Origin of the sequence: Pseudomonas sp. NLJ1 (genome assembly GCF_049486705.1) — a bacterium.
Taxonomy (GTDB): domain Bacteria; phylum Pseudomonadota; class Gammaproteobacteria; order Pseudomonadales; family Pseudomonadaceae; genus Aquipseudomonas; species Aquipseudomonas inefficax.
The window spans coordinates 2091656-2118154 of sequence record NZ_CP137735.1; the positions used below are offsets into that span (position 1 = coordinate 2091656).

The 26499-nt window shown below is 63.7% G+C and carries 27 protein-coding genes; 13 read left to right on the plus strand and 14 right to left on the minus strand.

What is annotated here, in order from left to right; genetic code table 11:
- Window positions 1–217: 217 nt before the first annotated feature.
- From R9B85_RS09375 to R9B85_RS09390, 4 genes are all read left to right on the plus strand, one after another.
- Complete coding sequence (locus R9B85_RS09375) at window positions 218–1015, plus strand: hydroxymethylpyrimidine/phosphomethylpyrimidine kinase (RefSeq protein ID WP_112253607.1); 798 nt, start codon at window positions 218–220, stop codon at window positions 1013–1015.
- 13 nt (window positions 1016–1028) lie between these two features.
- Window positions 1029–1652, plus strand: a complete 624-nt coding sequence (thiE, locus tag R9B85_RS09380; RefSeq protein WP_252379071.1) for a thiamine phosphate synthase — start codon at window positions 1029–1031, stop codon at window positions 1650–1652.
- A 15-nt stretch (window positions 1653–1667) separates the two neighbouring features.
- A complete protein-coding gene (hemL, locus tag R9B85_RS09385) occupies window positions 1668–2951 on the plus strand; it encodes a glutamate-1-semialdehyde 2,1-aminomutase (RefSeq protein WP_112253609.1) in 1284 nt (427 codons plus the stop codon).
- A 257-nt stretch (window positions 2952–3208) separates the two neighbouring features.
- Window positions 3209–3754: a tetratricopeptide repeat protein gene (locus R9B85_RS09390; RefSeq protein ID WP_085625747.1), complete on the plus strand. Its 546-nt coding sequence runs from the start codon at window positions 3209–3211 to the stop codon at window positions 3752–3754.
- A gap of 4 nt (window positions 3755–3758) precedes the next feature.
- Here the strand turns inward: R9B85_RS09390 and R9B85_RS09395 are convergent, their stop codons facing one another.
- Complete coding sequence (locus R9B85_RS09395) at window positions 3759–4085, minus strand: DUF1820 family protein (protein ID WP_181457389.1); 327 nt, start codon at window positions 4083–4085, stop codon at window positions 3759–3761.
- Window positions 4086–4334: 249 nt separating this feature from the next.
- Between R9B85_RS09395 and R9B85_RS09400 the strand changes: the two genes are divergently transcribed.
- The 4 genes from R9B85_RS09400 to lnt are packed head-to-tail and all read left to right on the plus strand — an operon-like array spanning window position 4335 to window position 8190.
- Window positions 4335–5333, plus strand: coding sequence for a PhoH family protein (locus R9B85_RS09400; protein WP_112253612.1), 999 nt, complete (start codon window positions 4335–4337; stop codon window positions 5331–5333).
- Window positions 5326–5799: an rRNA maturation RNase YbeY gene (ybeY, locus tag R9B85_RS09405; protein WP_112253613.1), complete on the plus strand. Its 474-nt coding sequence runs from the start codon at window positions 5326–5328 to the stop codon at window positions 5797–5799. Before R9B85_RS09400 ends, ybeY begins: the two co-directional genes overlap by 8 nt.
- Before the next feature lie 25 nt (window positions 5800–5824).
- Entirely contained in the window at window positions 5825–6664 is an 840-nt protein-coding gene (locus tag R9B85_RS09410; RefSeq protein WP_046613214.1) for an HlyC/CorC family transporter, read from the plus strand.
- Between the two features lie 8 nt (window positions 6665–6672).
- Window positions 6673–8190, plus strand: a complete 1518-nt coding sequence (gene lnt / locus R9B85_RS09415; protein ID WP_112253614.1) for an apolipoprotein N-acyltransferase — start codon at window positions 6673–6675, stop codon at window positions 8188–8190.
- 129 nt (window positions 8191–8319) lie between these two features.
- Here the strand turns inward: lnt and R9B85_RS09420 are convergent, their stop codons facing one another.
- Window positions 8320–9081 (minus strand): YdcF family protein, encoded by a 762-nt coding sequence (locus tag R9B85_RS09420; RefSeq protein ID WP_112253615.1) that lies wholly within the window; start codon window positions 9079–9081, stop codon window positions 8320–8322.
- A gap of 136 nt (window positions 9082–9217) precedes the next feature.
- Complete coding sequence (locus R9B85_RS09425) at window positions 9218–9532, minus strand: hypothetical protein (RefSeq protein ID WP_112253616.1); 315 nt, start codon at window positions 9530–9532, stop codon at window positions 9218–9220.
- A 227-nt stretch (window positions 9533–9759) separates the two neighbouring features.
- On the opposite strand from R9B85_RS09425, the gene leuS reads away from it, so the two are divergent.
- From leuS to R9B85_RS09450, 5 genes are all read left to right on the plus strand, one after another.
- Window positions 9760–12366 (plus strand): leucine--tRNA ligase, encoded by a 2607-nt coding sequence (leuS, locus tag R9B85_RS09430; protein ID WP_112253617.1) that lies wholly within the window; start codon window positions 9760–9762, stop codon window positions 12364–12366.
- A 60-nt stretch (window positions 12367–12426) separates the two neighbouring features.
- Entirely contained in the window at window positions 12427–13032 is a 606-nt protein-coding gene (gene lptE / locus R9B85_RS09435) for an LPS assembly lipoprotein LptE (protein WP_112253618.1), read from the plus strand.
- Between the two features lie 39 nt (window positions 13033–13071).
- On the plus strand, window positions 13072–14109 hold the full coding sequence (gene holA, locus R9B85_RS09440) for a DNA polymerase III subunit delta (RefSeq protein ID WP_112253619.1): 1038 nt from the start codon (window positions 13072–13074) through the stop codon (window positions 14107–14109).
- A gap of 215 nt (window positions 14110–14324) precedes the next feature.
- Entirely contained in the window at window positions 14325–14489 is a 165-nt protein-coding gene (gene arfA, locus R9B85_RS09445; protein WP_207877218.1) for an alternative ribosome rescue factor ArfA, read from the plus strand.
- A 60-nt stretch (window positions 14490–14549) separates the two neighbouring features.
- Window positions 14550–15866 carry a lytic murein transglycosylase gene (locus tag R9B85_RS09450; protein WP_215520465.1) on the plus strand — a complete coding sequence of 439 codons (1317 nt, stop codon included), beginning with the start codon at window positions 14550–14552 and terminating at the stop codon, window positions 15864–15866.
- Window positions 15867–16000: 134 nt separating this feature from the next.
- Here R9B85_RS09450 and R9B85_RS09455 read toward each other — a convergent pair whose 3' ends face one another.
- The 11 genes from R9B85_RS09455 to rsfS form a co-directional block, all read right to left on the minus strand.
- Window positions 16001–16939: a S66 peptidase family protein gene (locus tag R9B85_RS09455; RefSeq protein ID WP_181457390.1), complete on the minus strand. Its 939-nt coding sequence runs from the start codon at window positions 16937–16939 to the stop codon at window positions 16001–16003.
- A gap of 129 nt (window positions 16940–17068) precedes the next feature.
- Window positions 17069–18085 (minus strand): lipoyl synthase, encoded by a 1017-nt coding sequence (lipA, locus tag R9B85_RS09460; RefSeq protein ID WP_112253622.1) that lies wholly within the window; start codon window positions 18083–18085, stop codon window positions 17069–17071.
- 2 nt (window positions 18086–18087) lie between these two features.
- A complete protein-coding gene (gene lipB, locus R9B85_RS09465; RefSeq protein ID WP_112253623.1) occupies window positions 18088–18735 on the minus strand; it encodes a lipoyl(octanoyl) transferase LipB in 648 nt (215 codons plus the stop codon).
- Window positions 18735–19010, minus strand: coding sequence for a DUF493 domain-containing protein (locus R9B85_RS09470; protein WP_003249736.1), 276 nt, complete (start codon window positions 19008–19010; stop codon window positions 18735–18737). The genes lipB and R9B85_RS09470 overlap by 1 nt, the downstream gene beginning before the upstream one ends.
- 73 nt (window positions 19011–19083) lie before the next feature.
- The gene (locus R9B85_RS09475) at window positions 19084–20244 is read right to left on the minus strand and encodes a D-alanyl-D-alanine carboxypeptidase family protein (RefSeq protein ID WP_085591614.1); all 1161 of its coding nucleotides are present in this window, start codon (window positions 20242–20244) and stop codon (window positions 19084–19086) included.
- Window positions 20245–20514: 270 nt separating this feature from the next.
- Entirely contained in the window at window positions 20515–21516 is a 1002-nt protein-coding gene (locus R9B85_RS09480; RefSeq protein ID WP_112253624.1) for a septal ring lytic transglycosylase RlpA family protein, read from the minus strand.
- Window positions 21516–22526 carry a lytic murein transglycosylase B gene (gene mltB, locus R9B85_RS09485; protein ID WP_112253792.1) on the minus strand — a complete coding sequence of 337 codons (1011 nt, stop codon included), beginning with the start codon at window positions 22524–22526 and terminating at the stop codon, window positions 21516–21518. Before mltB ends, R9B85_RS09480 begins: the two co-directional genes overlap by 1 nt.
- A gap of 17 nt (window positions 22527–22543) precedes the next feature.
- A complete protein-coding gene (gene rodA, locus R9B85_RS09490) occupies window positions 22544–23647 on the minus strand; it encodes a rod shape-determining protein RodA (protein WP_015271941.1) in 1104 nt (367 codons plus the stop codon).
- 38 nt (window positions 23648–23685) lie between these two features.
- Window positions 23686–25575 (minus strand): penicillin-binding protein 2, encoded by a 1890-nt coding sequence (gene mrdA, locus R9B85_RS09495; protein ID WP_112253625.1) that lies wholly within the window; start codon window positions 25573–25575, stop codon window positions 23686–23688.
- A gap of 16 nt (window positions 25576–25591) precedes the next feature.
- A complete protein-coding gene (gene rlmH / locus R9B85_RS09500) occupies window positions 25592–26059 on the minus strand; it encodes a 23S rRNA (pseudouridine(1915)-N(3))-methyltransferase RlmH (protein WP_003249722.1) in 468 nt (155 codons plus the stop codon).
- 10 nt (window positions 26060–26069) lie between these two features.
- A complete protein-coding gene (rsfS, locus tag R9B85_RS09505) occupies window positions 26070–26489 on the minus strand; it encodes a ribosome silencing factor (protein WP_009685825.1) in 420 nt (139 codons plus the stop codon).
- Window positions 26490–26499 lie beyond the last annotated feature (10 nt).

A 26499-nucleotide genomic window follows, 5' to 3' on the forward strand; every position in this document is an offset into this window, starting at 1 on the left:
GTTTGAGACGACACGATCCGGCAGAACCCGTTTGTAGAGTTATCCGAGCACTCTAGCATAGCTTCGCAACCTGGCAATCGACCACATCCAAACACAAAGAAAAGGCTCTAAATCGGCGCTTACAGAAAGAAATCCGACAGAAACCTGACCTATTGATCAACAAAACTCGTTTGTAGGACGATCCGCCCAAACGGGATTGGTGGTAAGCTCGCCGACCATGAATACCTACAGCTCCCGCCCCGTTGTCCTCTGTCTCTCCGGCCACGACCCCAGTGGCGGCGCCGGCCTGCAGGCAGATATCGAAGCCCTGATCGCCCAAGGCTGTCACGCCGCACCCGCAGTGACCGCCCTGACCGTGCAGGATACCGTCAACGTTTCCGACTTCCGCGTGCTCGACCGCGAGTGGGTGCTGGCCCAGGCCAACGCCGTGCTGGCCGACTCTACGGTGGCCGCCGTCAAGCTGGGCATGCTCGGTTCGATCGAGATGGTCGACACCGTCGCCGAACTGCTGGCCGCCCACCCGCATCTGCCGCTGGTCTGCGACCCGGTGCTGCGTGCCGGTGGTGGTGGCCGACTGGGCAAGGACGAAGTGGGCTATGCCCTGCGCGAACGCCTGCTGCCGCTGGCAATCATCGCCACGCCGAACCTGCCCGAAGCCCGCATCCTTGCCGAACTGCCCGAAGGCACCGCCGACGAGTGTGCCGAGAAACTGTTGCCGTTCTGTAGACACCTGCTGATTACCGGTGGTCACGGCGACGAAGACGAAATTCACAACCGCCTGTACAGCCGCGACGGCCAGCGCCACACCTGGACCTGCCAGCGACTGCCGGGCAGCTACCACGGCTCGGGCTGCACCCTGGCCAGCGCCCTGGCCGGCCGTCTGGCCCTCGGCGAGCAGCTGGAAAGCGCCGTCCGCAGTGCCCTGGACTACACCTGGCGCACCCTGCGTGACGCCGAACAGCTGGGCAAGGGCCAGTTCGTGCCGCGCCGCCTGCCGCTGGATTTCTGTTCCTGACACGAGGCCTCCAATGAAGCTACGCGGTCTGTACGCCATCACCGACAGCCAGCTGCTCGCTGGCCGTTTCCTGTCCCATGTCGAGGCGGCACTGGAAGGCGGCGTGTGCCTGCTGCAGTACCGCGACAAAAGTGACGACGCGGCGCGGCGCCTGCGTGAAGCCGAAGGGCTGCTGAAGCTTTGCGAGCGCTATGGCACCCAGCTGCTCATCAACGACGACGCCGAACTGGCCGCGCGCCTTGGCGTCGGCGTGCATCTGGGCCAGACCGACGGCCCGCTGACCCCGGCCCGCGCCCTGCTCGGCCGCCAGGCAATCATCGGTTCCACCTGCCACGCCAGCCTCGAACTGGCCGTCCAGGCTGCCAGCGAAGGCGCCAGCTACGTGGCCTTTGGCCGCTTCTACAATTCCGTCACCAAGCCGGGGGCACCCGCTGCCAACATCGAACTGCTGGAGCAGGCCCGCGCCCAGGTGAAACTGCCGATCGCGGTGATCGGCGGCATTACCCTCGACAACGCCGCCCCGCTGGTCGCCCATGGCGCCGACCTGCTGGCGGTGATCCACGGCCTGTTCGGTGCCGACAGCGCGCAGGAAGTCACCCGCCGCGCCCGCGCCTTCAACGCCTTGTTCGCATCCTGATTCGAGAGAACCCCCATGTCCCGTTCCGAAGCCCTGTTCGCCCAAGCCCAGAAGCACATCCCCGGTGGCGTCAACTCGCCGGTCCGCGCTTTCAAGAGCGTTGGCGGCACGCCGCTGTTCTTCAAGCATGCCGAAGGCGCCTACGTCGTTGACGAGGATGACAAGCGCTACGTCGACTACGTCGGCTCCTGGGGCCCGATGATCCTCGGCCACGGCCACCCGCAGGTACTGGACTCGGTACGCAGGCAGCTGGAGCACGGCCTGTCCTATGGTGCCCCGACCGCCATGGAAACCGAGATGGCCGATCTGGTCTGCTCGTTGGTGCCGTCCATGGAGATGGTACGCATGGTCAGCTCGGGCACCGAAGCCACCATGAGCGCCATCCGCCTGGCCCGTGGCTACACCGGCCGTGACGCCATCATCAAGTTCGAAGGCTGCTACCACGGCCACTCCGACAGCCTGCTGGTAAAAGCCGGCTCCGGCCTGCTGACCCAGGGCGTACCGAGCTCGGCAGGCGTGCCGGCGGACTTCGCCAAGCACACCCTGACCCTGCCGTTCAACGACATCGCCGCCGTCGAGAAAACCCTTGCCGAAGTCGGCCAGTCCGTAGCCTGCATCATTGTCGAGCCGGTAGCCGGCAACATGAACTGCGTACCACCGGCGCCAGGCTTCCTCGAAGGCCTGCGCGAGCAGTGCGACAAGCACGGCGTGGTGTTGATCTTCGACGAAGTGATGACCGGTTTCCGCGTTTCGCTCGGCGGCGCCCAGGGCCACTACGGCATCAACCCGGACCTGTCGACCTTCGGCAAGATCGTCGGCGGCGGCATGCCGGTCGGTTGCTTCGGCGGCAAGCGTGAAATCATGGGCTGCATCGCCCCGCTCGGCCCGGTGTACCAGGCGGGCACCCTGTCGGGTAACCCGCTGGCCATGGCCGCCGGCCTGACCACCCTGAAGCTGATCAGCCGCCCGGGCTTCCACGCCGAGCTGACCGACTACACCAGCCGTATGCTCGACGGCTTGCAACAGCGCGCCGATGCCGCTGGCGTGCCGTTCGTCACCACCCAGGCCGGTGCCATGTTCGGCCTGTACTTCAGCGGTGCCGACGACATCGTCACCTTCGAAGACGTGATGGCCAGCGACGCCGAGCGCTTCAAGCGCTTCTTCCACCTGATGCTCGATGGTGGCGTGTACCTGGCGCCTAGCGCGTTCGAGGCTGGCTTCACCTCTATCGCCCATGGCGAAAAAGAGCTGCAGATCACCCTGGATGCGGCTGAAAAGGCCTTTGCAGCCCTGAAGTAATTGTCAGCCCATACCGGCCCTTTCGCGGGCTCGCCCGCTCCCACAGGTTCTGCACCAACCTTGAAGATGGTGCGATCCCTGTGGGAGCGGGCACGCCCGCGAAGAGGCCGGCACAGGCAACAAATACCCATGCACAATCAGCTGACTTCCCCAACCAAGCAGAAAATCGAGTAAAACTTTGTAAGGTTGGCGCTGCTTATCCCATAATGTGCCACCAGAGACATTGGCCGCAGCTTTGCAGAGGTAAGTCGATCCCCATGAACCGCACCGGCCGCGCCCTGACCCTGGGCTGCCTGTTGCTTCTTCAGCCCCTGCTGGCCCTGGCAGAGGGCGGTAACTCGTTGCTGATTCCGGCAACGGGCCGCTGCACCTTGAATGTCCAGCCCGAAGACCTGGCAAACGCCCTCAAGGCTTGTGAGCAGACGGCAACCACGGGGGATGCCCAGGCGCAATTCGAACTGGGCGAGTACTACTACACGCAAACGCCGAAAAATCTGGGCAAAGCCCTTAACTGGTTCGAAAAGGCCTCGCTGCAAGGCCATGCCGAGGCCCAGTATCGCCTGGGCGCCATGTTCTTCCGTGGCGAAGGGGTCAAGGCCAACAATGTGCAGGCCTACATCCTGCTGAAGATGGCCGCGGTCAACGGCGCCGAGGATGCGCTGGACATGGCCGACGAAGTGACCGAGCAAATGCCCCGCGACGAGCTGGAGCATGCCACCCAGGTGCTCGGCCAGATTTTCCGCAAGTACCTGCTGGAGCTGCAGAACGCCGAAGGGCGCACGCCGTTCTCGCCACTGCCCTGAGTGGTCACTTTTCCGGCATCGGCATGGGGAACGGCATCACGTTGCCGCCGCCCTTGGCTTCGCTGATCTTCGCCGTGCCCAGGCGTTCCACCTCGTCGATGCGCACGATAGAGTGCATCGGCACGAAACTGCGGATCACCCCCTCGAACTGGCTCTTGAGCTTCTCCTCGCTTGGGTCCACTACCAGCTGCGAGCGCTCGCCGAACACGAACTCCTCGATCTCCAGGAACCCCCATAGGTCGCTCTGGTAGATCTGCTTGGCATACATCTCGAAGACCTGCCCCTGGTTGAGGAAGATCACTTTATAGATGGCAGGTTCGGGTTTGCTCATGTTCGGGGGATAACACATGCGTAAGAAAAGGCCGGCATCATAGCAGTGCCGGCCTCTTCGCGGGTGAACTCGCTCCCACAGGTTCTGCGCAGCCCGCAGGAACCGTGCAATCCCTGTGGGAGCGGGTTTACCCGCGAAGGGGCCAGAACAGGCCACACATACCCTTGATCGTTTCAGTGCTTTCGCCACTGCCATTCAAGGGTTATTCTTGAGCTCACATCCATTGCCGTCGAGCGGCTAAAAACGACCTTGAACGCACCCATAGAACCCCATCGTTTCATCCTCGAACCCTTCGAGGCCCACCGCTTCGCCAACTTGTGCGGCCAGTTCGACGAGCACCTGCGCCTGATCGAACAGCGCCTGGCCATCGAGATCCGCAACCGCGGCAATCAGTTCGAGCTGATCGGCGAACCCAAGACCACCTCCGCTGCCGAGCAGTTGCTGCGCCGTCTCTACCGCGAGACCAAGGCCAGCGATCTGTCCCCGGAAACCGTGCACCTGTACCTGCAGGAATCGACCGTCGAGAACATCGACAACCCGGCCGTCAACGAGGTCAGCGTGTCGCTGCGCACGCGCAAGGGCAACATTCGCCCGCGCGGGGTCAACCAACAGCGCTACGTCAAGGAAATCCTGGCCAACGATATCAACTTCGGCATCGGCCCGGCCGGTACCGGCAAGACCTACCTGGCCGTGGCCTGCGCCGTGGACGCGCTGGAGCGCGAACAGGTGCGCCGTATCCTGCTGGTGCGCCCGGCGGTCGAAGCGGGCGAAAAGCTCGGCTTCCTGCCCGGCGACCTGGCCCAGAAGATCGACCCGTACCTGCGCCCGCTTTACGACGCCCTGTACGAAATGCTGGGCTTCGAACACGTGGCCAAGCTGATCGAACGCCAGGTGATCGAGATCGCCCCGCTGGCCTACATGCGTGGCCGTACCCTGAACAACAGCTTCATCATCCTCGACGAGAGCCAGAACACCACGCTGGAACAGATGAAGATGTTCCTTACCCGTATCGGCTTCGGCTCCACCGCGGTCATCACCGGCGACATCACCCAGGTCGACCTGCCCCGTGGCACCAAGTCGGGCCTGGCGCATGTCATCGAGGTGCTGAAGGACGTTCCGGGGATCAGTTTCACCCACTTCCAACCCAAAGATGTGGTTCGTCACCCACTGGTGCAGCGCATAGTCGAGGCCTACGACCGCTTCGATGCCCGCCAGGCCAAGCCCGAGGCGCCCGGCAAAGATGCTTGAACTCGATATTCAACGGGCCACGGATGCTGCCGCCCCGGATGACACCGCCTTTCGCCGCTGGTGCGAACTGGCCCTGCGCCAGCGCAGCGCCGATTCGGAAATGACCATTCGCCTGGTCGACGAGGCCGAAGGCCGCGAGCTGAACCACACCTACCGGCACAAGGACTACGCGACCAATGTGCTGTCGTTCCCGGCCGACGTCCCCGACGACCTGCTCGATATCCCGCTGCTGGGCGACCTGGTGATCTGCGTGCCGGTGGTCGAGCGCGAAGCCGCCGAACAGGGCAAGTCGCTGGAAGCGCACTGGGCACACCTGGTCATCCACGGTTGCCTGCACCTGCTCGGCTACGACCACATCGAGGATGAGGAAGCCGAGGAAATGGAAAGCCTGGAACGGGAATTGCTGGCAGAACTGGGTCATCCCGACCCGTACGCCGACGATGAAACCGACACCCTCACACACTGATACACGAAGGATCACGAGAACCGCCATGAGCGAAGATCGATCGAGCAACGGGCAGAAGTCCTGGCTGGGTAAACTGACCCAGGCTTTTGCCCATGAGCCGAAAAACCGCCAGCAACTCCTTGAATTGCTGCGCGAAGCCCATCAGAACAAACTGCTGGACAGCGAAGCGCTGACCATCGTCGAAGGCGCCATCCAGGTGGCCGACCTGCAGGTTCGCGACATCATGGTGCCGCGTTCACAGATGATCAGCATCAAGGCCAGCCAGTCGCCCCGGGAGTTCCTGCCGGCGGTGATCGACGCCGCGCACTCGCGCTACCCAGTGATCGGCGAAAGCCACGACGATGTGCTCGGTATCCTGCTCGCCAAAGACCTGCTGCCACTCATCCTCAAAGAGAACGGCGACAGCTTCAACATCAAGGACCTGCTGCGCCCAGCCACTTTCGTGCCCGAGTCCAAACGCCTGAACGTGCTGCTGCGCGAATTTCGCGCCAACCATAACCACATGGCCGTCGTCATCGACGAGTACGGCGGCGTGGCCGGCCTGGTCACCATCGAGGACGTGCTGGAGCAGATCGTCGGCGACATCGAGGACGAGCACGACGTCGAGGAAGACAGCTACATCAAGCCGCTGCCCAGCGGTGACTTCCTGGTCAAGGCGCTGACCCCGATCGAGAACTTCAACGAGTTCTTCGACAGCGAATTCTCCGATGACGAGTTCGACACGGTCGGCGGCCTGGTGATGAGCGCCTTCGGTCACCTGCCCAAGCGCAACGAAACCACCGAGATCGGCCCTTACAAGTTCCGTATTCTCAATGCCGACAGCCGGCGGATACACTTGCTGCGCCTGACACCGATCACCCGTTAAGGACAAACATGCGTTGGATCACCCGCCCCGGCTGGCCCGGTAACCTGCTGGCCCTGGCGGCCGGTGCCTCCACCCTCCTGGCCCTGGCGCCGTTCGACATCTGGCCATTGGCCGTGTTGTCCATCGCCCTGCTCTACCTCGGCCTGCGCGAGCTCAGCCCGCGCCAGGCCATGTGGCGTGGCTGGTGGTTCGGCTTCGGCCTGTACGGTGCCGGCACCTGGTGGATCTACGTCAGCATGAACACCTACGGCGGCGCCTCCCCGCTGCTGGCGATCCTGCTGCTGCTGGCGTTCTTCGCCGCCCTGGCCTGGTTCTTCGCCCTGCCCACCTGGCTGTGGGCACGCTGGTTGCGGCGGACCGAAGCACCACTGGCCGACGCCTTGTGCTTTGCCGCTCTGTGGCTGCTGCAAGAGGCCTTCCGTGGCTGGTTCCTGACCGGTTTCCCCTGGCTCTATGCCGGCTACAGCCAACTGGACGGCCCGCTGGCCGGCCTGGCACCGCTGGGCGGCGTGTGGCTGATTTCCTTTGCCCTGGCCCTGACCGCTGCGCTGCTGTGCAACCTGCACCGCCTGCAAGCCCGCCCCTCGTTCCTGGCGGTGGGCTGCCTGCTGTTGCTGGCCCCTTGGGTGCTGGGCCTGGTGCTCAAGGGCCATGCCTGGACCAAGCCGGCGGGCGACCCGTTGAAAGTGGCGGCCATCCAGGGCAACGTAGAGCAGGACCTGAAATGGGACCCGGCGCACATCGACGCACAACTGGCGCTGTACCGTGACCTGAGCTTCAGCTCCAGGCCGGTAGACCTGCTGGTGTGGCCGGAAACCGCGGTTCCGGTGCTCAAGGACCAGGCCCAGGGCTATATCGATGTGATGGGCCGGTTCGCCGCCGAGCGGCATTCGGCGCTGATCACCGGCGTGCCGGTGCGGGAAGTGGTGCACCACCAGCGCCGCTACTACAACGGCATCACCGTCACCGGTGAAGGCGATGGCACCTACCTCAAGCAGAAGCTGGTGCCGTTTGGCGAGTACGTTCCGCTGCAGGACATGCTGCGTGGCGCCATCGAGTTCTTCAACCTGCCCATGTCGGACTTCGCCCGCGGCCCGGAAGACCAGCCGCTGTTGCAGGCCAAGGGCTACCAGATTGCGCCTTACATCTGCTACGAAGTGGTCTACCCCGAATTCGCTGCTGGCCTGGCGGCCCGCAGCGACCTGCTGCTGACCATCAGCAACGACACCTGGTTCGGCACCTCGATCGGCCCGTTGCAGCACCTGCAGATGGCACAGATGCGGGCGCTGGAAGCCGGGCGCTGGATGATCCGCGCCACCAACAACGGGGTGACCGCGCTGATCGACCCGTTTGGCCGCATTACCACGCAGGTACCACAGTTCCAGCAGGCGGTACTGTATGGCGAAGTGGTGCCGATGCAGCAACTGACGCCGTACCTGCAATGGCGGTCGTGGCCACTGGCGATTGTCTGTGCATTGCTGCTGGGTTGGGCGTTGCTGGCCGGGCGCATTGCCAAGACTGTCTGATGATGTAGCCTGCACCGGCCTCTTCGCGGGTAAACCCGCTCCCACAGGTTCTCCACCGATCTCGTAGCGTGTGGTAATCCTGTGGGAGCGGGTTCACCCGCGAAGAGTCCGGTACAGGCAGTAGAAGGCTCAGTAAAACAGCCGATACCCCACCAACCCCGCCACTTCATTGAGCAACTGCCCGCTCTGCCACATCGCCCGGCTCTCCGGCAGCAACCCGCCGAACGGCCGCGCATGATCACGCCCGAGGAACCCGACCGGCGCCGGCACCACCTCGAACCCAGCCTGCTCGAAACTCCAGCGCGAGCGCTGCATGTGCCACGCCTGGGTCACTACGACCACCCGGCGAATTCCCAACGGCTGCAGCACCTTGGCCGTCAGCTGGGCATTCTCCCAGGTCGTGCGGCTGCCCTCCTCCCGCCATTTCACCTCGACGCCGAAATCTTCACGCAGGCGATCAGCCATCAAGCGCGCCTCGCTCGGCGGCGTGCCGTAGTGCAACCCGCCACTGGTCAGCACCGGCAAGCCCGAAGCCTTGGCCAGCCGCGCGGCAAAGCGCATGCGCTCCAGCGCTGTGGCTGTGGGCTGGTCGCTACCGCCCCAGGCTGGGTCACCGCGCTCTCGCCCCGCACCCAGCACCACGATGGCATCTGCACGGCTGGCCAGCCCGGCCCAATCGCTTACCGCCAGCGGCGCTTCCGTCTCCAGCACACGAGCGGTTTCCTGCACCACCAGCGGCAGGCTCATCAACCACATGCCGCCCAGCCCTGCGGCAAAACACAGCGCCGCCAGCCGCGGCCGCCGGGCGCGCAACCACCACGCCAGAAGCAGCAGCAGAAAAAGCACGCCCGGCGGCATCAGCCATTGTTTGATGAAGAATCGGATCGGCATCGGCTACACCTCCTTGGCAGGCGTGCAGCCTAAGTGGATCGACGCCGGTCAACAAGAGGATGGCCGGCGTCGATCCTGAGCTGTGATGATATTGAAGAACCGGCGCGCGATAGCCTGCGCCTGGCGTCCTGAACGGCTAGCGATGTGGCAGCGTCCTGGATCTCGCCGTGCTGGCGGGGCGTTTCTTGTCCTTGAGCCAGATGATCTTGGCCGATGTCGGCTCCGCTTGTGGGTAACTGCCGACACAGGCATTGTGGCGCTCCGGGAGGGAATCCAGGTAGGCCTTGATCACTTCGAACTCTGCGTGGCTCAGGCCACGCAACTCCAGCTCGGCTGGCATCTCGTCGCGCAATCGCACCGAGGTCCTGGCCACTTCCAGTGCCAGGCCAAGCCGGTCGATCAGGCGTTCGTATAGCTCCGGTCTGATTGCGGGTAGCTGCGTCTCTCCCATCCGTTCACCTCATTGAAGATAAGAATATCTCCCCCCACACCTGAGCTTAGCGTCGTTGCAAAAAGCAGCCGTGTGCCGCGACCAGCGGGCATTCGCAACGAAGGTTTCCCACGATGCGCGGCGCTGCTGTATGCTACGGCGTTCACTCTAAACGACACCGGAGTGCCGGACGCAGCGAGGTTCCGCTGCCTGGAACAAGGTCTCTTCCCTCTCAGCAAAAAGTAGCCATGCACGAACAATACACGCCCCGTGATATCGAAGCCGCCGCCCAGAAGTTCTGGGACGAGCAACAATCGTTCGCTGTTACCGAACAGCCAGGCAAGGACACCTACTACTGCCTGTCGATGTTCCCGTACCCGAGCGGCAAGCTACACATGGGCCACGTGCGCAACTACACCATCGGTGACGTGATTGCCCGCTACCAGCGCATGCTGGGCAAGAACGTCCTGCAGCCGATGGGCTGGGACGCTTTCGGCATGCCCGCGGAAAACGCGGCGATGAAGAACAACGTCGCCCCGGCTAAGTGGACGTACGAAAACATCGACTACATGAAGACCCAGCTCAAGAGCCTGGGCCTGGCCATCGACTGGGCACGTGAAGTCACCACCTGCAAGCCCGACTACTACCGCTGGGAGCAGTGGCTGTTCACCCGCCTGTTCGAGAAAGGCATCATCTACCGCAAGAACGGTACCGTGAACTGGGACCCGGCGGACCAGACCGTACTGGCCAACGAGCAGGTCATCGATGGCCGTGGCTGGCGTTCGGGCGCGCTGATCGAGAAGCGCGAAATCCCGATGTACTACTTCCGCATCACCGACTACGCCGACGAGTTGCTGGAAAGCCTCGACGAGCTGCCGGGCTGGCCTGAGCAGGTCAAGACCATGCAGCGCAACTGGATCGGCAAGTCGCGCGGCATGGAAGTGCAGTTCCCCTACGACCTGGCCAGCATCGGCCACGAAGGCACCCTCAAGGTCTTCACTACCCGTCCCGACACGCTGATGGGCGCCACCTACGTCGCCGTCGCCGCCGAACACCCACTGGCCACCCAGGCTGCCCAGGGCAACCCGGCGCTGCAGGCGTTCATCGACGAGTGCAAGAGCGGCAGCGTTGCCGAAGCCGACATGGCCACCCAGGAGAAGAAGGGCATGGCCACTTCCCTGCTGGTCGAGCACCCGCTGACCGGCGAGAAGCTGCCGGTATGGGTCGCCAACTACGTGCTGATGCACTACGGCGATGGCGCCGTCATGGCCGTGCCTGCCCACGACGAGCGCGACTTCGAGTTCGCCCACAAGTACAACCTGCCGGTCAAGGCCGTGGTACGCACCAGCGCTGGTGATGAAGTCGGCAGCGAGTGGCTGGCCGCCTATGGCGAGCACGGCCAGCTGATCAACTCCGGCGAGTTCGATGGCCTGGACTTCGCCGGTGCCTTCGACGCCATCGAAGCCGCCCTGATCCGCAAGGAGCTGGGCAAATCGCGTACCCAGTTCCGCCTGCGCGACTGGGGTATCAGCCGCCAGCGCTACTGGGGCTGCCCGATCCCGATCATCCACTGCCCGTCCTGCGGCGACGTACCGGTGCCGGAAGACCAGCTGCCGGTCACCCTGCCGGAGAACGTGGTGCCGGACGGTGCCGGTTCGCCACTGGCGCGCATGCCTGAATTCTACGAATGCAGCTGCCCGAAATGCGGCGCCGCGGCCAAGCGCGAAACCGACACCATGGACACCTTCGTCGAGTCGTCCTGGTACTTCGCCCGCTACGCCTCGCCGAACTATGAAGGTGGCATGGTCGACCCGAAAGCGGCCAACCACTGGCTGCCGGTCGACCAGTACATCGGCGGTATCGAGCACGCCATCCTGCACCTGCTGTACGCGCGCTTCTTCCACAAGCTGATGCGTGACGAAGGCCTGGTCACCTCGAACGAGCCGTTCAAGAACCTGCTGACCCAGGGCATGGTGGTCGCCGAAACCTACTACCGTGTGGCCAGCAACGGCGGCAAGGACTGGTTCAACCCGGCAGATGTCGAGATCGAGCGTGATGCCAAGGCCAAGATCATTGGCGCCCGCCTGAAGACCGACGGCCTGCCGGTGGAAATCGGCGGCACCGAGAAGATGTCGAAGTCGAAGAACAACGGCGTCGACCCGCAATCGATGATCGATCAGTACGGCGCCGACACCTGCCGCCTGTTCATGATGTTCGCCTCGCCACCTGATGCGAGCCTGGAATGGTCCGACTCCGGCGTCGAAGGTGCCAGCCGCTTCCTGCGCCGTGTCTGGCGCCTGGCCCAGGCCCACGTGGCCCAAGGCCCGGCAGGCAAGCTGGACATCGCCGGCCTGAACGACGAACAAAAGGTCATTCGCCGCGCCATCCACGCAGCCATCAAGCAGGCCAGCACCGACGTCGGCCAGTTCCACAAGTTCAACACCGCAATCGCCCAGGTGATGACCGTGATGAACGTGCTGGAAAAGGCCCCGCAGGCCACTGAACAGGACCGCGCCCTGCTGCAGGAAGGCCTCGAGGCCGTCACCCTGCTGCTGGCACCGATCACCCCGCACATCTCCCACGAGCTGTGGCAACAGCTGGGCCACCAGCAGGCCGTCATCGACGCCAGCTGGCCAGCCGTCGACGAGGCAGCCCTGGTACAGGACACCGTCACCCTGGTGGTGCAGGTCAACGGCAAGCTGCGTGGCCAGGTCGAAATGCCGGCCGCCGCCAGCCGCGAAGAAATCGAAGCCGCCGCGCGCAGCAACGAGAACGTCCTGCGCTTCATCGATGGCCTGACCATCCGCAAGGTTATCGTGGTTCCGGGCAAGCTGGTCAACATCGTCGCCAACTGATGGCAACGCCCGCCCGCAGCCACTGCGGGCGGGCGAACAGGCCCACAAGGGAGCAACAACATGATCAAACGCAATTTGCTGGTAATTGGCCTGGCGGTCATGCTCAGCGCCTGCGGTTTCCAGCTGCGCGGCACCGGCTCTACCGAGCTGAGCGTGAAAGAAATGGACGTCAGCGCACGCAACGCCTACGGCCCGACCGTGGTTCAGCTGCGTGAAGTACTGGAGCGTAGCGGTGTTAACGTGCACGCTGGCGCACCGTACCGCCTGGTGCTGACCAACGAGCAGGAGCGCGAGCGCTCGGCGACCTACAACAGCGGCAACCGTACTGCCGAGTACGAGCTGACCACCGTGTTGAACTACAGCATCCAGGGCCTGAACAACCTGGAGCTGATGAGCGACAAGCTGGAAGTGCGCAAGATCTACTTGCGTGACGGCTCGAACATCACCGGCTCCGAGCAGGAAGCCGACCGCGCCCGCGAAGAAATGCGTCGCGACCTGGTCAACGCCATGGTCGTTCGCCTGCAGATGCTGACCCCGTCCCAGCTGGACGAGCTGCAGCGTCAGGCCGACGAGCGTGCCAAGGCCGAAGCCGCTGCACTGGACGCCGCTCGCCGCCAGCAGGCCGAGACGCCTCAGCAGTCGCCACTGGAAGTACCGGGCAACTAAGCCCGAGCGGGGTACCTTCGGGTGCCCCGCCTGATTCCCATGAAGCTCGCCCCCGCCCAACTCAACAAGCACCTGCAAGGCGCCCTGGCACCGGTCTACGTGGTCAGCGGCGACGACCCGCTGCTGTGCCAGGAAGCCGCCGACGCCATCCGCAACGCCGCGCGCCAGCAGGGCTTCGATGAACGCCAGGTATTCAGTGCCGACGCCAACTTCGACTGGGGCACCCTGCTCCAGGCCGGCGCCAGCCTGTCGCTGTTCGCCCAGCGCCGCCTGCTGGAATTGCGCCTGCCCTCGGGCAAGCCCGGTGACAAGGGCGCTGCTGCGCTGATGGAATACTGCGCCAACCCCGCCGAAGATACTCTGCTGCTGGTCAGCCTGCCCAAGCTCGACGGCAGCGCACAGAAGACCAAGTGGGGCAAGGCGCTGATCGAAGGTGCCCACTGCCAGTTCATCCAGATCTGGCCGGTGGATGTACACCAGCTGCCACAGTGGATCAATCAGCGCCTGCAGCAGGCCGGCCTGTCGGCACAGCGTGACGCCGTCGACCTGATTGCCGCGCGCGTGGAAGGTAACCTGCTGGCGGCCGCGCAGGAAATCGAAAAGCTCAAGCTGCTCGCCGAAGGCAACCAGATAACTGTCGAGACCGTGCAGGCCGCCGTCGCCGACAGCGCCCGTTTCGATGTCTTTGGCCTGGTCGATGCCATTCTCAACGGCGAAGCCGCGCATGCGTTACGCATGCTCGAAGGCTTGCGCGGTGAAGGCGTGGAGCCACCGGTGATTCTCTGGGCCCTGGCCCGAGAGCTGCGCCAGCTGGCGGGGCTGGCCCAGCAGTTCAGCCAGGGCGTACCGCTGGACAAGGCTTTCAGCCAGGCCCGCCCGCCGGTCTGGGACAAACGCCGGCCATTGGTCAGCAAGGCCCTGCAGCGCCTGTCGGCGCAGCGCTGGGCGCAGTTGTTGCAGGATGCCCAGCGTATCGATGCACAGATCAAGGGGCAGGCCGAGGGCTCGCCATGGACGGGCCTGGCGCGCTTGTCGCTGCTGATGGCCGGTCAGCGTCTCACCCTCCCTTCCGAATAACTGCCCCCCCTGTGGGAGCGGGTTCACCCGCGAACACCGGCAAAGCCGGTGCCATGCACCGCGTCGCATGCTTCGCGGGTAAACCCGCTCCCACAGGGCCGGCGCTCGCCTCAACCTCAGCGCCACGATCTCGACCATAAACACAATCAATTGGCCCCACCCTGTCCCAAGCCCTACAGTGCGCCGCGAAACCCACCCAACCCGGGAACTCCGCCATGAGCAAAAAGCCGAAAAAGCACATCCCCAACAAGGCCAAGTCGATCATCGCCCAACCACTGTTCCGCTGCCGCCAGGAACGGCCAGACAAAGGCAAAGGCAGCTACCGCCGCGAAGCCTTCCAATCGAGAGATTGGGAGGCTTCCTACTTTTTGGCTGCATGAAAGCATCGAAAGCGCAGGCATGGTATGGTCGTCACCTGACCTGCAATTCTGGATCTGTGAATGCTCCTCAGTCTTCTCCCCCGCTGGAAAACCCGTCAGCTGATCGCGGCCTCCAGTTTCATCCTGCTAGTGGCCTGCGCAGAAAAGCCCACCGCCGCCGATGCCCTGCCGCTGGCCCCTGCCCAGCCCACCCCGGTGGTGACCCTGCCCGGCACGACGCCCGATACCAGCACTGAAATCCAGCCTCTGCAAACCTTCGCGCAATGGCAAGCAGGCTTTCGCCAGCAAGCCCTGCAAGCCGGCATTTCGCAAGACACCTTCGACCGCGCCTTCCTCGGCGTCACCCCCGACATGGACGTGATCAAGGCCGATCGCAGCCAGCCGGAGTTCACCCGCCCGGTATGGGAATACCTCGAAGGCGCCCTGTCGCCTTTGCGCGTACGCAACGGCAAGAAGCTGCTGGAACAGAACGCCGAACTGCTGACCCGCATCGAGCAAAGCTATGGCGTCGATCGCCAGGTGCTGGTCGCGGTATGGGGCATGGAAAGCAATTTCGGTCAGTTCCAGGGCAACAAGTCGGTGATCCGCTCGTTGGCTACCCTGGCCTATGAGGGCCGCCGCCCGCAGTTCGCTCAAGACCAGCTGATCGCCGCGCTGCAGATCATCCAGCATGGCGATATCCTGCCTGAGGCCATGCGTGGCTCGTGGGCCGGCGCCATGGGCCAGACCCAGTTCATCCCGACCACCTACAACACCCATGCCGTAGACTTCGATGGCGATGGCCGCCGTGACATCTGGAACAGCACGGCAGACGCCCTGGCCTCGACCGCGCACTACTTGCAGAGCTCGGGCTGGAAACGTGGCCAGCCGTGGGGCTTCGAAGTACAGGTGCCGCCTGGCTTCGATTACTGGCAGGCCGATGGCGCCCTGCGCAAGCCGGTGAGCGAGTGGCTGGCGATGGGTGTGAAACTGCCTGCCGGTACCCAATTGCCGGTGGGCAGCAACCAGCTGTCTGCCGCCCTGCTGCTGCCAGCGGGCGCGCGTGGCCCGGCGTTCCTGGTGCTGGACAACTTCCGCGCCATTCTCAAGTACAACAATTCGTCGTCCTACGCGCTGGCGGTAAGCCTGCTGGGTGACCGCTTCACGGGCTGGGGCTTCATTGCCGGCAGCTGGCCTAAAGAAGACCTGCCGCTCAGCCGCAGCGAGCGCATGGAGCTGCAGAACCTGTTGAACAGCAAAGGGCACGAAGCCGGCAATGCCGATGGCATCATTGGCGCCAATACCCGCAAGGCGATCCGCAATGCCCAGCAGGGGCTGGGGTGGCCGGCGGATGGGTATCCGACCCACAAGCTACTCGAGAGCCTGCGTCAGCCGTGAGAATCTTGGGGCCGCTGCGCGGCCCATCGCGACACAAGGCCGCTCCTACAGGCGATCGCCAACCATCGGGGTAACGCGGTCTCCTGTAGGAGCGGCCTTGTGTCGCGATGGGCTGCAAAGCAGCCCCGACAATCTCAAGCCTGGAAAAGATCCTGCTCCAGCATCAAGCTCTGCCGATCACTGTCCAGCCTGACCCGAGCCCCCAACGGCAAGCACACATTCGGGTCACAATGGCCACTGCGCCACCCGGCCAGCACCGGCACACCCAGCGGCGCGAAGATGTCCTCCAGCAACGGCGTCAATGCCACAGTGGTAATCCCGGCAAAATCCCCCACCAGAACACCCTTCACCCCCTCCAGCTTGCCCGCCAGGCGCAGCTGGGTTAGCAAGCGGTCCACCCGGTAAAGCGGCTCGTTGACGTCCTCGATAAACAGAATGCAGCCCTGCGTATCCAGCTCGGCAATCGTCCCCAGGGTCGCGCCCAGCATCGACAGGTTGCCGCCCAGCAGCGGCCCGCTGGCCACCCCATGCAGCACGCTGCTCAAGGCGAAGTCAGCAGGGTGCAAGATCTGCTCCCCTGCCCGCACATGCCCACCCAGCTGCGCCAGCAACGAAGCCTCGGTTGGCGCCAACTTGCCCCCCAGCAGGTCGGCATTGAGCATCCCGCCATGGAAGGTGAGCATCCCGGTATGCCGGTAGATCGCCGTGTGCAGCGCGGTGATGTCGCTGTAACCGACCAGCGGCTTGGGGTTGCGCCGGATCAGTTCAAAATCGAGCTGGTCGAGCAGGCGCATGCTGCCGTACCCCCCACGCATGCACACAATGGCGTCGATGGCCGGGTCGGCAAAGGCATCATGCAAATCCTGCAACCGCTGCTGGTCCGGCCCCGCCAGGTAGCCCTGGGCTTGGTGTGCCCCTGGGTAGATCCGGCACCGGTAGCCGCGCTCGGCAAACCATCGGGTGGTCTTCTCAGCATCCAGCCGGGCAGGGCCTGCGGGCGCAACGATGCCAAAGCAGGCGTCGTGTAGCAACGCCATCGGCAGATAGGGTTGGATACGCTCAAGGCAATTCACATGCAACTCCTTGCAGGTCGAAGGGCGTGATTCTATTCGTGTGGGCCAAACCCGAGCACAAGGAAACCCCCTCAACAAAAATGCCGATGCCGCCTTCCGGCATGCATCGGCATTTGGCCCAAACTTTGATCAGAGCTTGATCTTGGCTTCGTGAGCCTGCTGGTCAGCGTGGTACGAAGAACGTACCAGCGGGCCGGAGGCAACGTTCTTGAAGCCCATCTTGTAACCTTCCTCGGCGAACCAGGCGAAGGTGTCCGGGTGGACGAAACGCTGCACCGGCAGGTGGCTGCGCGACGGTTGCAGGTACTGGCCGAGGGTGAGCATGTCGATGTCATGTTCGCGCATGCGGTGCATCACTTCGATCACTTCCTCGTCGGTCTCGCCCAGGCCGAGCATCAGGCCCGACTTGGTCGGTACGTGCGGCACCAGCTGCTTGAACTTCTGCAGCAGGTCCAGCGACCAGTCGTAGTCAGAACCCGGGCGCGCGGCCTTGTACAGGCGCGGTACGGTCTCGAGGTTGTGGTTGAACACATCCGGCGGCTCTTGCGCGGTGATCTCCAGGGCAATATCCATGCGCCCACGGTAGTCCGGCACCAGGGTCTCCAGCTGTACGCCCGGCGACAACGCACGGATTTCGCGGATGCAGTCGGCAAAGTGCTGGGCGCCACCGTCACGCAGGTCGTCGCGGTCCACCGAGGTGATTACCACGTACTTCAGGCGCAGGTCGGCGATGGCAACCGCCAGGTTCTTCGGCTCATCGAGGTCCAGCGGTTTCGGCCGGCCGTGGCCAACGTCGCAGAACGGGCAACGACGGGTGCAGATGTCACCCATGATCATGAAGGTGGCGGTACCACCGGAGAAGCACTCGCCCAGGTTCGGGCAGGACGCCTCTTCACACACGCTGTGCAGCTTGTGCTTGCGCAGCAGTTGCTTGATGCGGTCTACCTCTGGCGACACCGGGATACGCACACGAATCCAGTCGGGCTTCTTCGGCAGCTCTTCGGTAGGGATGATCTTCACCGGGATGCGCGCCACCTTTTCGGCACCACGCAGCTTGACCCCGGCTTCCACCTTCTTCGGCGCTGGGCGCGGGGTGGCATCCTGGGAGGGTGTCAGGTTCGGCACGGCTTCTTGCACAGTTGTCATATTCAGTCGATTCCGCCCGTGAGGGTCGTCTGCTCAGCGTAGTCGAGGTGCTTGACCAGCTGTCCGCGCAGCCTTGTCCTGACCTCGTCGAGTTCGATCGGACCTGCCAGGTCGCGCAGCTGGGTCATCGCCAGCCCCGCATAGCCGCAGGGGTTGATTCGGCGGAATGGCGCAAGGTCCATGTCCACGTTCAGGGCAAGGCCGTGGAACGAACGGCCGTTGCGGATTCGCAGGCCGAGGGAGGCGATTTTCGCTCCGTCGACATAGACGCCCGGGGCATCGGGCTTGGCCGCGGCCTGGACATCGTAACTGGCGAGCAGGTCGATGAGCGTCTGCTCGATACGGCTGACCAGCTCACGCACGCCAAAGCCCAGTCGCCGCACATCCAGCAGCAGGTAGGCCACCAGCTGCCCGGGGCCATGGTAGGTCACCTGGCCACCGCGATCGGTCTGCACCACCGGGATGTCGCCCGGCACCAGCAGGTGCTCGGCCTTGCCGGCCTGGCCCTGGGTGAAGACCGCAGGGTGCTCGACCAGCCAGACTTCATCCTGGCTGTCCGGGTTGCGCTGCTCGGTGAAGCGACGCATGGCCTCCAGCACCGGTTCATAGGGCTGCAGGCCAAGCTCGCGAAAACCGAGGCAGGCGGACATCAGAGCACCATTTTCACGATGCCGGTAGCGCGCAGGGCGCTGTTGATATCGTGCAGCTGGTTCTCGCTTTCGGCAACGATGTGCAATTGCACGGTGGTGTACTTGCCTTCCTTGCTCTGGCGCTCGGCCAGGGTGGAAAGGTCGACCTTGGCGTGCTTGCTCAGGATCTCGATCACCGTGTCCTTGAAGCCGACAACGGTGTCACCGATGACCTTGATCGGGTAATCGTCGCAGGGGAATTCGATCTTGTGCGACTTGACGTCTGGTTCGCTCATGGCGGAAACGGCCTCGTAAGCCGTGGCAACAACAATGCCCCCGCAGGATACGCGGGGGCATGCAGGTCACGTATCAGTTGAACAACCCGTAGAAGAATAGACGGATGCTATCCCACATACGGCGGAAGAAACCACCTTCCTCGACGCCATCGAGGGCGATCAGGTCGGCGCTGTGAACCACTTTCTCGTCCAGTTTGACTTCCACTTTGCCGATCACGTCACCTTTGGCGATTGGCGCGGTGAGCTGCGGGTTCATGGTCATCGAAGCCTGAAGGCGCTTCAATTGGCCTTTAGGCATGGTCAGGGTCAGGTCGTTGGCCAGGCCGGCCTTCACTTCGCCAGTCGCACCTTTCCAGACCGGCGACTTGGTCAGCTCGGTGCCCTTCTGGTAGAAGGTCTGGGTTTCGAAGAAGCGGAAACCATAGGTCAGCAGCTTCTGGGTCTCGGCAGCACGCGACTGCTCGCTGTTGGTGCCGAACACCACGGCGATCAGGCGCTGGCCATCGCGAACGGCCGAAGCCACCATGCAGTAGCCGGCTTCGTCGGTGTGGCCGGTCTTCAGGCCATCGACGGTCTTGTCACGCCACAGCAGCAGGTTGCGGTTTGGCTGCTTGATGTTGTTCCAGAAGAACTCTTTCTGCGAGTAGATGGCGTAGTGGGCCGGGTCGACGTTGATGATCGCACGGGCCAGGGTAGCCATGTCGTGAGCCGACGAGTAGTGCTCCGGGTGCGGCAGACCAGTCGGGTTCATGAAGTGGCTGTTGGCCATGCCCAGGTCGGCAGCGGTCTTGTTCATCATGTCGGCGAAGGCGTCTTCGCTGCCGGCGATGTGCTCGGCCAGGGCAACCGAGGCGTCGTTGCCGGACTGGATGATGATGCCGTGCAGCAGGTCGCTGACGGTCACCTGGCTGCCCACCTTGATGAACATGCGCGAACCACCGGTACGCCAGGCGTTTTCGCTGACGGTAACCGGGTCGTTTTCACCGATCTGGCCACGGCGGATGTCCAGGGTGGCGATGTAGGCCGTCATCAGCTTGGTCAGGCTGGCTGGCGGCAGGCGCTCGTCACCGTTGTTCTCGACCAGCACGTTGCCGCTGGACGCGTCCATGAGTACGTAGGACTTGGCTGCCAGTTGCGGTGGCGCCGGCGTCATCTGCTCAGCCGCGAAGGCGGCAGGCGTGATCATCAGCAGTACGGGCAGGCAAAGTCGTTTGGCAAGGTTGGTGATGTTCATCCGTCTCTCGAAAATCGCTAATGGTCTGATGTTCCCTGGGCAAGATCATGTGCCCAGCGCCAGTCAGTCTAGTTTTTGTGGCCGTAGGCCAGGCTCGCAAAGTGCGGCTTTATGTCGCTGCGGGCAAAAGCCGACATTGTACATGCCCGTGCCCGGCAATTCATGACAAAACCGACAGTTTGGTGTTGCCTTCTTCGCGGGCGCGCCCGCTCCCACAGGGTTTCGCATGCCCCTGTGGGAGCGGGCGTGCCCGCGAAGAAGGCAACGCGGTCAGTCAGCTGTGACCAGCTTGGCTTGCCCAAGGTTCGCCAGGCGGATGCTGTCCTGCGCTTGCTGGATCTCGCCCTGGCTGTTGATCGGTCCCAGGCGCACGCGGTGCAGGGTCTGCTGGTTACGCACGATCGAGCTGATGAACACTGGCGCGCTAACCATGCTGCTGAGCTTGGAGCGCAGCAGTTCGGCGGCGTCCGGGTTGGCGAAGGCGCCCACCTGCAGGAAGCTGCCGCCATTGCCGGCCGGCACGTTGTTGCCAGCCACCTGCACAGGCACAACCGGCGCCGCGTGCTGCTGGGGCGGCGGGGTCCATTGCTCGACGCGCCCGGTACTGGCCGGGATTGCCTGGGTCTGGGCTACCTGCGGCTCTTTCAGCACCATCGGTGGTGTCTGGCCACGCTGGGCCCACCATTGCTGCGGGTCGATGCCTTCGACGCGCACGTGCGCGGTACCGATCTCGGCATAACCAAGCTTTTTCGCCGCAGCGTAGGACAGGTCGATGATGCGGTCCGAATAGAACGGGCCACGGTCGTTCACCCGCAGGATCACGCTGCGGCCGTTGGCCAGGTTGGTCACCCGCACGTAGGCCGGCAGCGGCAGGGTCTTGTGCGCCGCGCTCATGCCGTACAGGTCATACAGCTCGCCGTTGGCGGTGTTCTGGCCGTGGAACTTGGTGCCGTACCACGACGCGGTACCCTCCGCGCGATAATTGCGCGAGTCCTGCATCGGGTAGTAGGTCTTGCCCAGTACCGTGTACGGGTTGGCCTTGTAGTTGCCGGTGTGCACGGTTGGCGTGGCGTCGGGGATCTTGTTCACATCCACGTCCCACCACGGCGCGCCGTCCTTGTGCGCCCGGTTGATGTCCAGGCCCGGCTGGGTGCGCACCACGTTGCCACTGCTTTGCTTGGGCGGGCGGTTGGACGAACAGCTGGCCAACACCACGCCGACGGCGAGGCAGGTGAGCAGCTTGAAAGTGTTGCCAGAGAAGATTGCGCGCATTACTTGACGCCCCGTGCTTGAACCAGCTGTTCCGATAGCTGATGCACCGCCATGGCATACATCACGCTGCGGTTGTAGCGAGTGATCGCGTAGAAGTTCTTCAGGCCCATCCAGTATTCGGGGCCATTGTCGCCCTCGAGACGGAAGGCGGTAACCGGCAGATCATCGCGCAGCGAATCATGGACCGACCAGCCAAGCGTGCGCAACTCCCCAACGGTTTTTACCGGTTCGATGCCGGTGGTCAGGCCTTCGTCGGCGCGCCCACCGTCCACCCAGGCGCGGCTGACCACACCTTCGCCGGCCACCCAGCCGTGGCGCTTGAAGTAGCTGGCCACGCTGCCGATGGCATCGTCCGGGTTGTTCCAGATATTGATGTGGCCATCACCGTCGAAGTCCACCGCGAAGTTGCGGAAGCTGCTCGGCATGAACTGCGGCAGGCCCATGGCACCGGCGTAGGAGCCTTTGAGCGTGAGCGGGTCGAGCTGTTCATCACGGGCCAGCAGCAGGAATTCGCGCAGCTCCTTGCGGAAGAATTCGGCCCGTGGCGGGTAGTCAAAGCCCAGGGTCGACAACGCATCGATCACCCGGTAGTTGCCGGTGTTGCGGCCAAAGAAGGTTTCCACGCCGATGATGGCGACGATGTACTGTGCCGGCACGCCGTATTCCTGCTCGGCACGGGCCAGCACCGCCTCGTGCTGGCGCCAGAAGTCCACACCACGTGCGATGCGCGCGTCGGTGATGAACATCGGTCGGTAGTCCTTCCACGGTTTTACCCGTTCGGCCGGGCGCGAAATGGCGTCGAGGATCGACTGTTTGCGCTGCACCTCACTGAACACACCCATCAGCTGCTCGGGGGCAAAGCCATAGTCGCGGCTCATTTCACCAACGAACTGGGCCACCTGGGGCGAGCCTTGGTAATCGCCGGCATGGGCCAGCTGTACAGCGCCGAACAGGCCCACCGCGCCGATCCACGGCGCACAACGGGCAGCCCAGTTACGCACTGCTTGCATGAAATTCTTCACCTTATTCAAACCTGAGCGATCCATTTGCGGTGCGTGTGGATCGACATCAAAACGCCAAACGCTGACAGCAGCGTCACCAACGAAGTTCCGCCATAGCTGATGAAGGGCAGCGGCACGCCCACCACGGGCAGAAGGCCGCTGACCATACCGATATTGACGAACACGTATACAAAGAAGGTCATGGTCAGGCTGCCCGCCAGCAGCTTGCCGAACAGGGTCTGCGCCTGGGCGGTGATCATCAGGCCACGGCCGATCAGCAGCAAGTAGACGATCAGCAGCAGGCAGATGCCGACCAGGCCGAACTCCTCGCCGAGAACGGCGATGATGAAGTCGGTGTGGCTTTCCGGCAGGAAGTCCAGGTGCGACTGGGTGCCCAGCAGCCACCCCTTGCCGAACACGCCGCCCGAGCCAATGGCCGCCTTCGACTGGATGATGTTCCAGCCAGTGCCCAACGGATCGCTTTCCGGGTCCAGGAACGTCAGTACCCGCTGCTTCTGGTAGTCGTGCATGACGAAGAACCACATCGCCACCGCCACTGGCACCGCAGCCGCCAGTACGCTGAGGATCCAGCGCCAGCGCAGGCCGCCCATGAACAGCACGAAAGCCCCGGAGGCAAGGATCAGCAGCGCCGTGCCCAGGTCGGGCTGGCGCACGATCAGGATGAACGGCACGCCGATCAGCACCAGGCTGATCGCCACATGTTTCAGATGCGGCGGCAAGGTGCGCTTGGACAGGTACCAGGCGATGGTCGCCGGCATGATGATCTTCATGAACTCCGAGGGCTGGAAGCGGATCACCCCGGGGATGTTGATCCAGCGTGTGGCGCCCATGGCGTTGTGGCCCATCACGTCCACCACCACAAGCAGCAGCACCCCGGCCAGGTAAGCCAGCGGCACCCAACGGGCCATGAAGCGCGGCTCCAGCTGGGCGATGATGAACATCGACACCAGGCCGATACCGAACGAGGTGGCCTGCTTGAGCAGCAGGTCCCAGTTCTTGCCACTGGCCGAATACAGGACAAACAGGCTGCCGGCCGCAAGGGTCAGCAGAATGATCAGCAAAGGGCCGTCGACGTGGATGCGCTGCAGAAAGCTGGCGCGCCTACGCATCACATCCTCGCTGGAGAGCATGCGATCGAAATTGTTCATCACAGGGCTGATTCCTGGGTAACCGTGGCAGGCGCGAACTCGGGCTTGAGCCGGCCATTTTCGTCAAGCAGCCAGGCGTCCATCACCTGGCGCACCACCGGGGCGGCGACGCCCGAGCCGGACTCACCGTTCTCGACCATGACCGAAACAACGATCTTCGGGTCCTCGGCCGGGGCGAAGGCGACGAACAGGGCGTGGTCGCGGTGGCGCTCCTGCAGCTTGTTGCGGTCGTACTTCTCGCCCTGCTTGATCGCCACCACCTGGGCCGTGCCACTCTTGCCGGCAATGCGGTACTGCGAGCCGATGGCCGCCTTGCGTGCGGTACCACGAGCGTTGTGCATCACCTGCTCCATGCCATGAGTGACCTTGGCCCAGTCGGACTTGTCACGCAGCACGATGTTTTCCATGGGGTTGTCGTCCACCGGCGGCTGGCCTTCGATGGTCTTGGCCAGGTGCGGGCGGTTCCACACGCCCTTGTTGGCGATCAGCGCAGTGGCCTGGGCAAGTTGCAGCGGCGTGGCCTGCATGTAGCCCTGGCCGATGCCGAGGATCAGGGTTTCGCCGGGGAACCAGGCCTGGCGACGGGTGGCGCGCTTCCACTCGCGCGACGGCATCAGCCCGGCGGATTCCTCGAACATGTCGAGGGAAACCCGCTGGCCGATGCCGAACTTGTTCATGTAGCTGGACAGCCGATCGATGCCCATCTTGTGGGCAAGGTCGTAGAAGTAGGTGTCGTTGGAACGCATGATCGCGGCGTCCAGATCGACCCAGCCATCGCCCGAGCGGTTCCAGTTACGGTATTTGTGATCGTAGTTGGGCAGCTGGTAGTAGCCCGGGTCGAACACCCGGCTGCCGGCATTGACCACACCGCTGTCCAGGCCGGCGATGGCCACTGCCGGCTTGATGGTCGAGCCCGGTGGGTACAGGCCGCGCAGCACGCGGTTGAACAACGGTCGGTCGATCGAGTCGCGCAGTTCGGCATAGGCCTTGAAGCCGATGCCGGTGACGAACAGGTTGGGGTCGAAGCTGGGCTGGCTGACCATCGCCAGCACCTCGCCGGTACGCGGGTCAAGCGCCACCACCGCACCACGCCGGCCACCCAGGGCGGCCTCGGCAGCCTCCTGCAGCTTGATGTCCAGACTCAGCACGATGTCCTTGCCCGGTTTCGGGTCGGTGCGCTTGAGCACCCGCAGCACACGGCCGCGGGCGTTGGTCTCGACTTCCTCGTAGCCCACCTGGCCATGCAATTCGGCCTCGTAGAAGCGTTCGATGCCAGTCTTGCCGATGTGGTGGGTGCCGCTGTAGTTCACCGGGTCCAGCGTTTTCAGCTCTTTTTCGTTGATCCGCCCCACATACCCCACCGAATGGGCAAAGTGCGCGCCCTGCGGGTAATGGCGTACCAACTGGGCCACCACTTCCACGCCCGGCAGGCGGAACTGGTTCACCGCCACGCGGGCGATCTGCTCTTCGTTGAGTTCGAACAGGATCGGCACCGGCTCGAACGGCCGGCGACCCTGGCGCATGCGCTTCTCGAACAGGGCGCGGTCGTCGGGCGTCAGTTCCAGCACTTCGACGATGGTATCCAGCACTTCCTGCCAGTTACCCGCACGTTCGCGGGTCATCGACAGGCTGAAGCTGGGCCGGTTATCGGCGACGATCACCCCGTTGCGGTCGAAGATCAACCCGCGGGTCGGCGGGATCGGCTGCACATGCACCCGGTTGTTCTCCGACAGCGTCGAGTGATAGTCGTGCTGGATGACCTGCAGGTAATACAGCCGCGCAATCAACACGCAAATGAGCAGCATGATCGCCACTGCGCCGACCACGACGCGGTTGCGCACCAGGCGGGCGTCTTTCTCGTGGTCCTTGAGACGGATCGGCTGCGACATCGGACTGCTTACAGGCTCATTTATGGTAAGGATGCCCGGACAGCACGGTCCAGGCCCGGTAGATCTGCTCGCCGATGAGTATCCTTACCAACGGGTGCGGCAAGGTCAGCGGCGACAGCGACCAGCGTTGCTCGGCGCGCGCACAGACCTCGGGCGCCAGGCCTTCCGGGCCACCCACCATCAAGTTCACCGTGCGCGCATCCAGGCGCCAGCGGTCCAGCTCGGTCGCCAACTGCTCGGTACTCCAGGGCTTGCCATGGACCTCCAGGGTGACGATGCGTTCCCCAGGCTGAACCTTGCTCAGCATGGCCTCGCCCTCCTGACGGATCAGACGGGCGACGTCGGCATTCTTGCCTCGGGTGTTCAGCGGGATTTCCACCAGCTCCAGCGACAGCTCGGCGGGCAGGCGCTTGGCATATTCATGCCAGCCTTCCTCGACCCACTTCGGCATGCGCGAGCCGACCGCGATCAGGCGCAGACGCACAGCGCTTTCCTTATTCGCGGTCTTTGAGTTTGTCGGAGTACTCGTGGGCATGGTCCGGGCTGTGGTGCTTGCCATCGGCAGCACGGCTCTGCTCGGCACCCTGCCACAGGCGCTCCAGGTCGTAGAACTGGCGGGCAGCGGCGGTCATCATGTGCACGATGACGTCGTTCAGGTCCAGCAGCACCCAGTCGCTGTCGCCCTTGCCTTCTTCACCCAGTGGCTGGGCACCCTTGGCCTTGACCGCTTCGCGGACCTTTTCGGCCATCGCGTTGATCTGGCGGTTGGAGGTACCGGTGGCAATGATCATGTAGTCGGTCAGGCTGTGCTTTTCACGCACGTCGATGACCTGGATGTCCTGGGCCTTGACGTCTTCCAGCGCGGCCTTGGTCACTGCGACCAGTTCTTCGCCGTAAATTTTCTGCTTGGTCATATAAAACTCG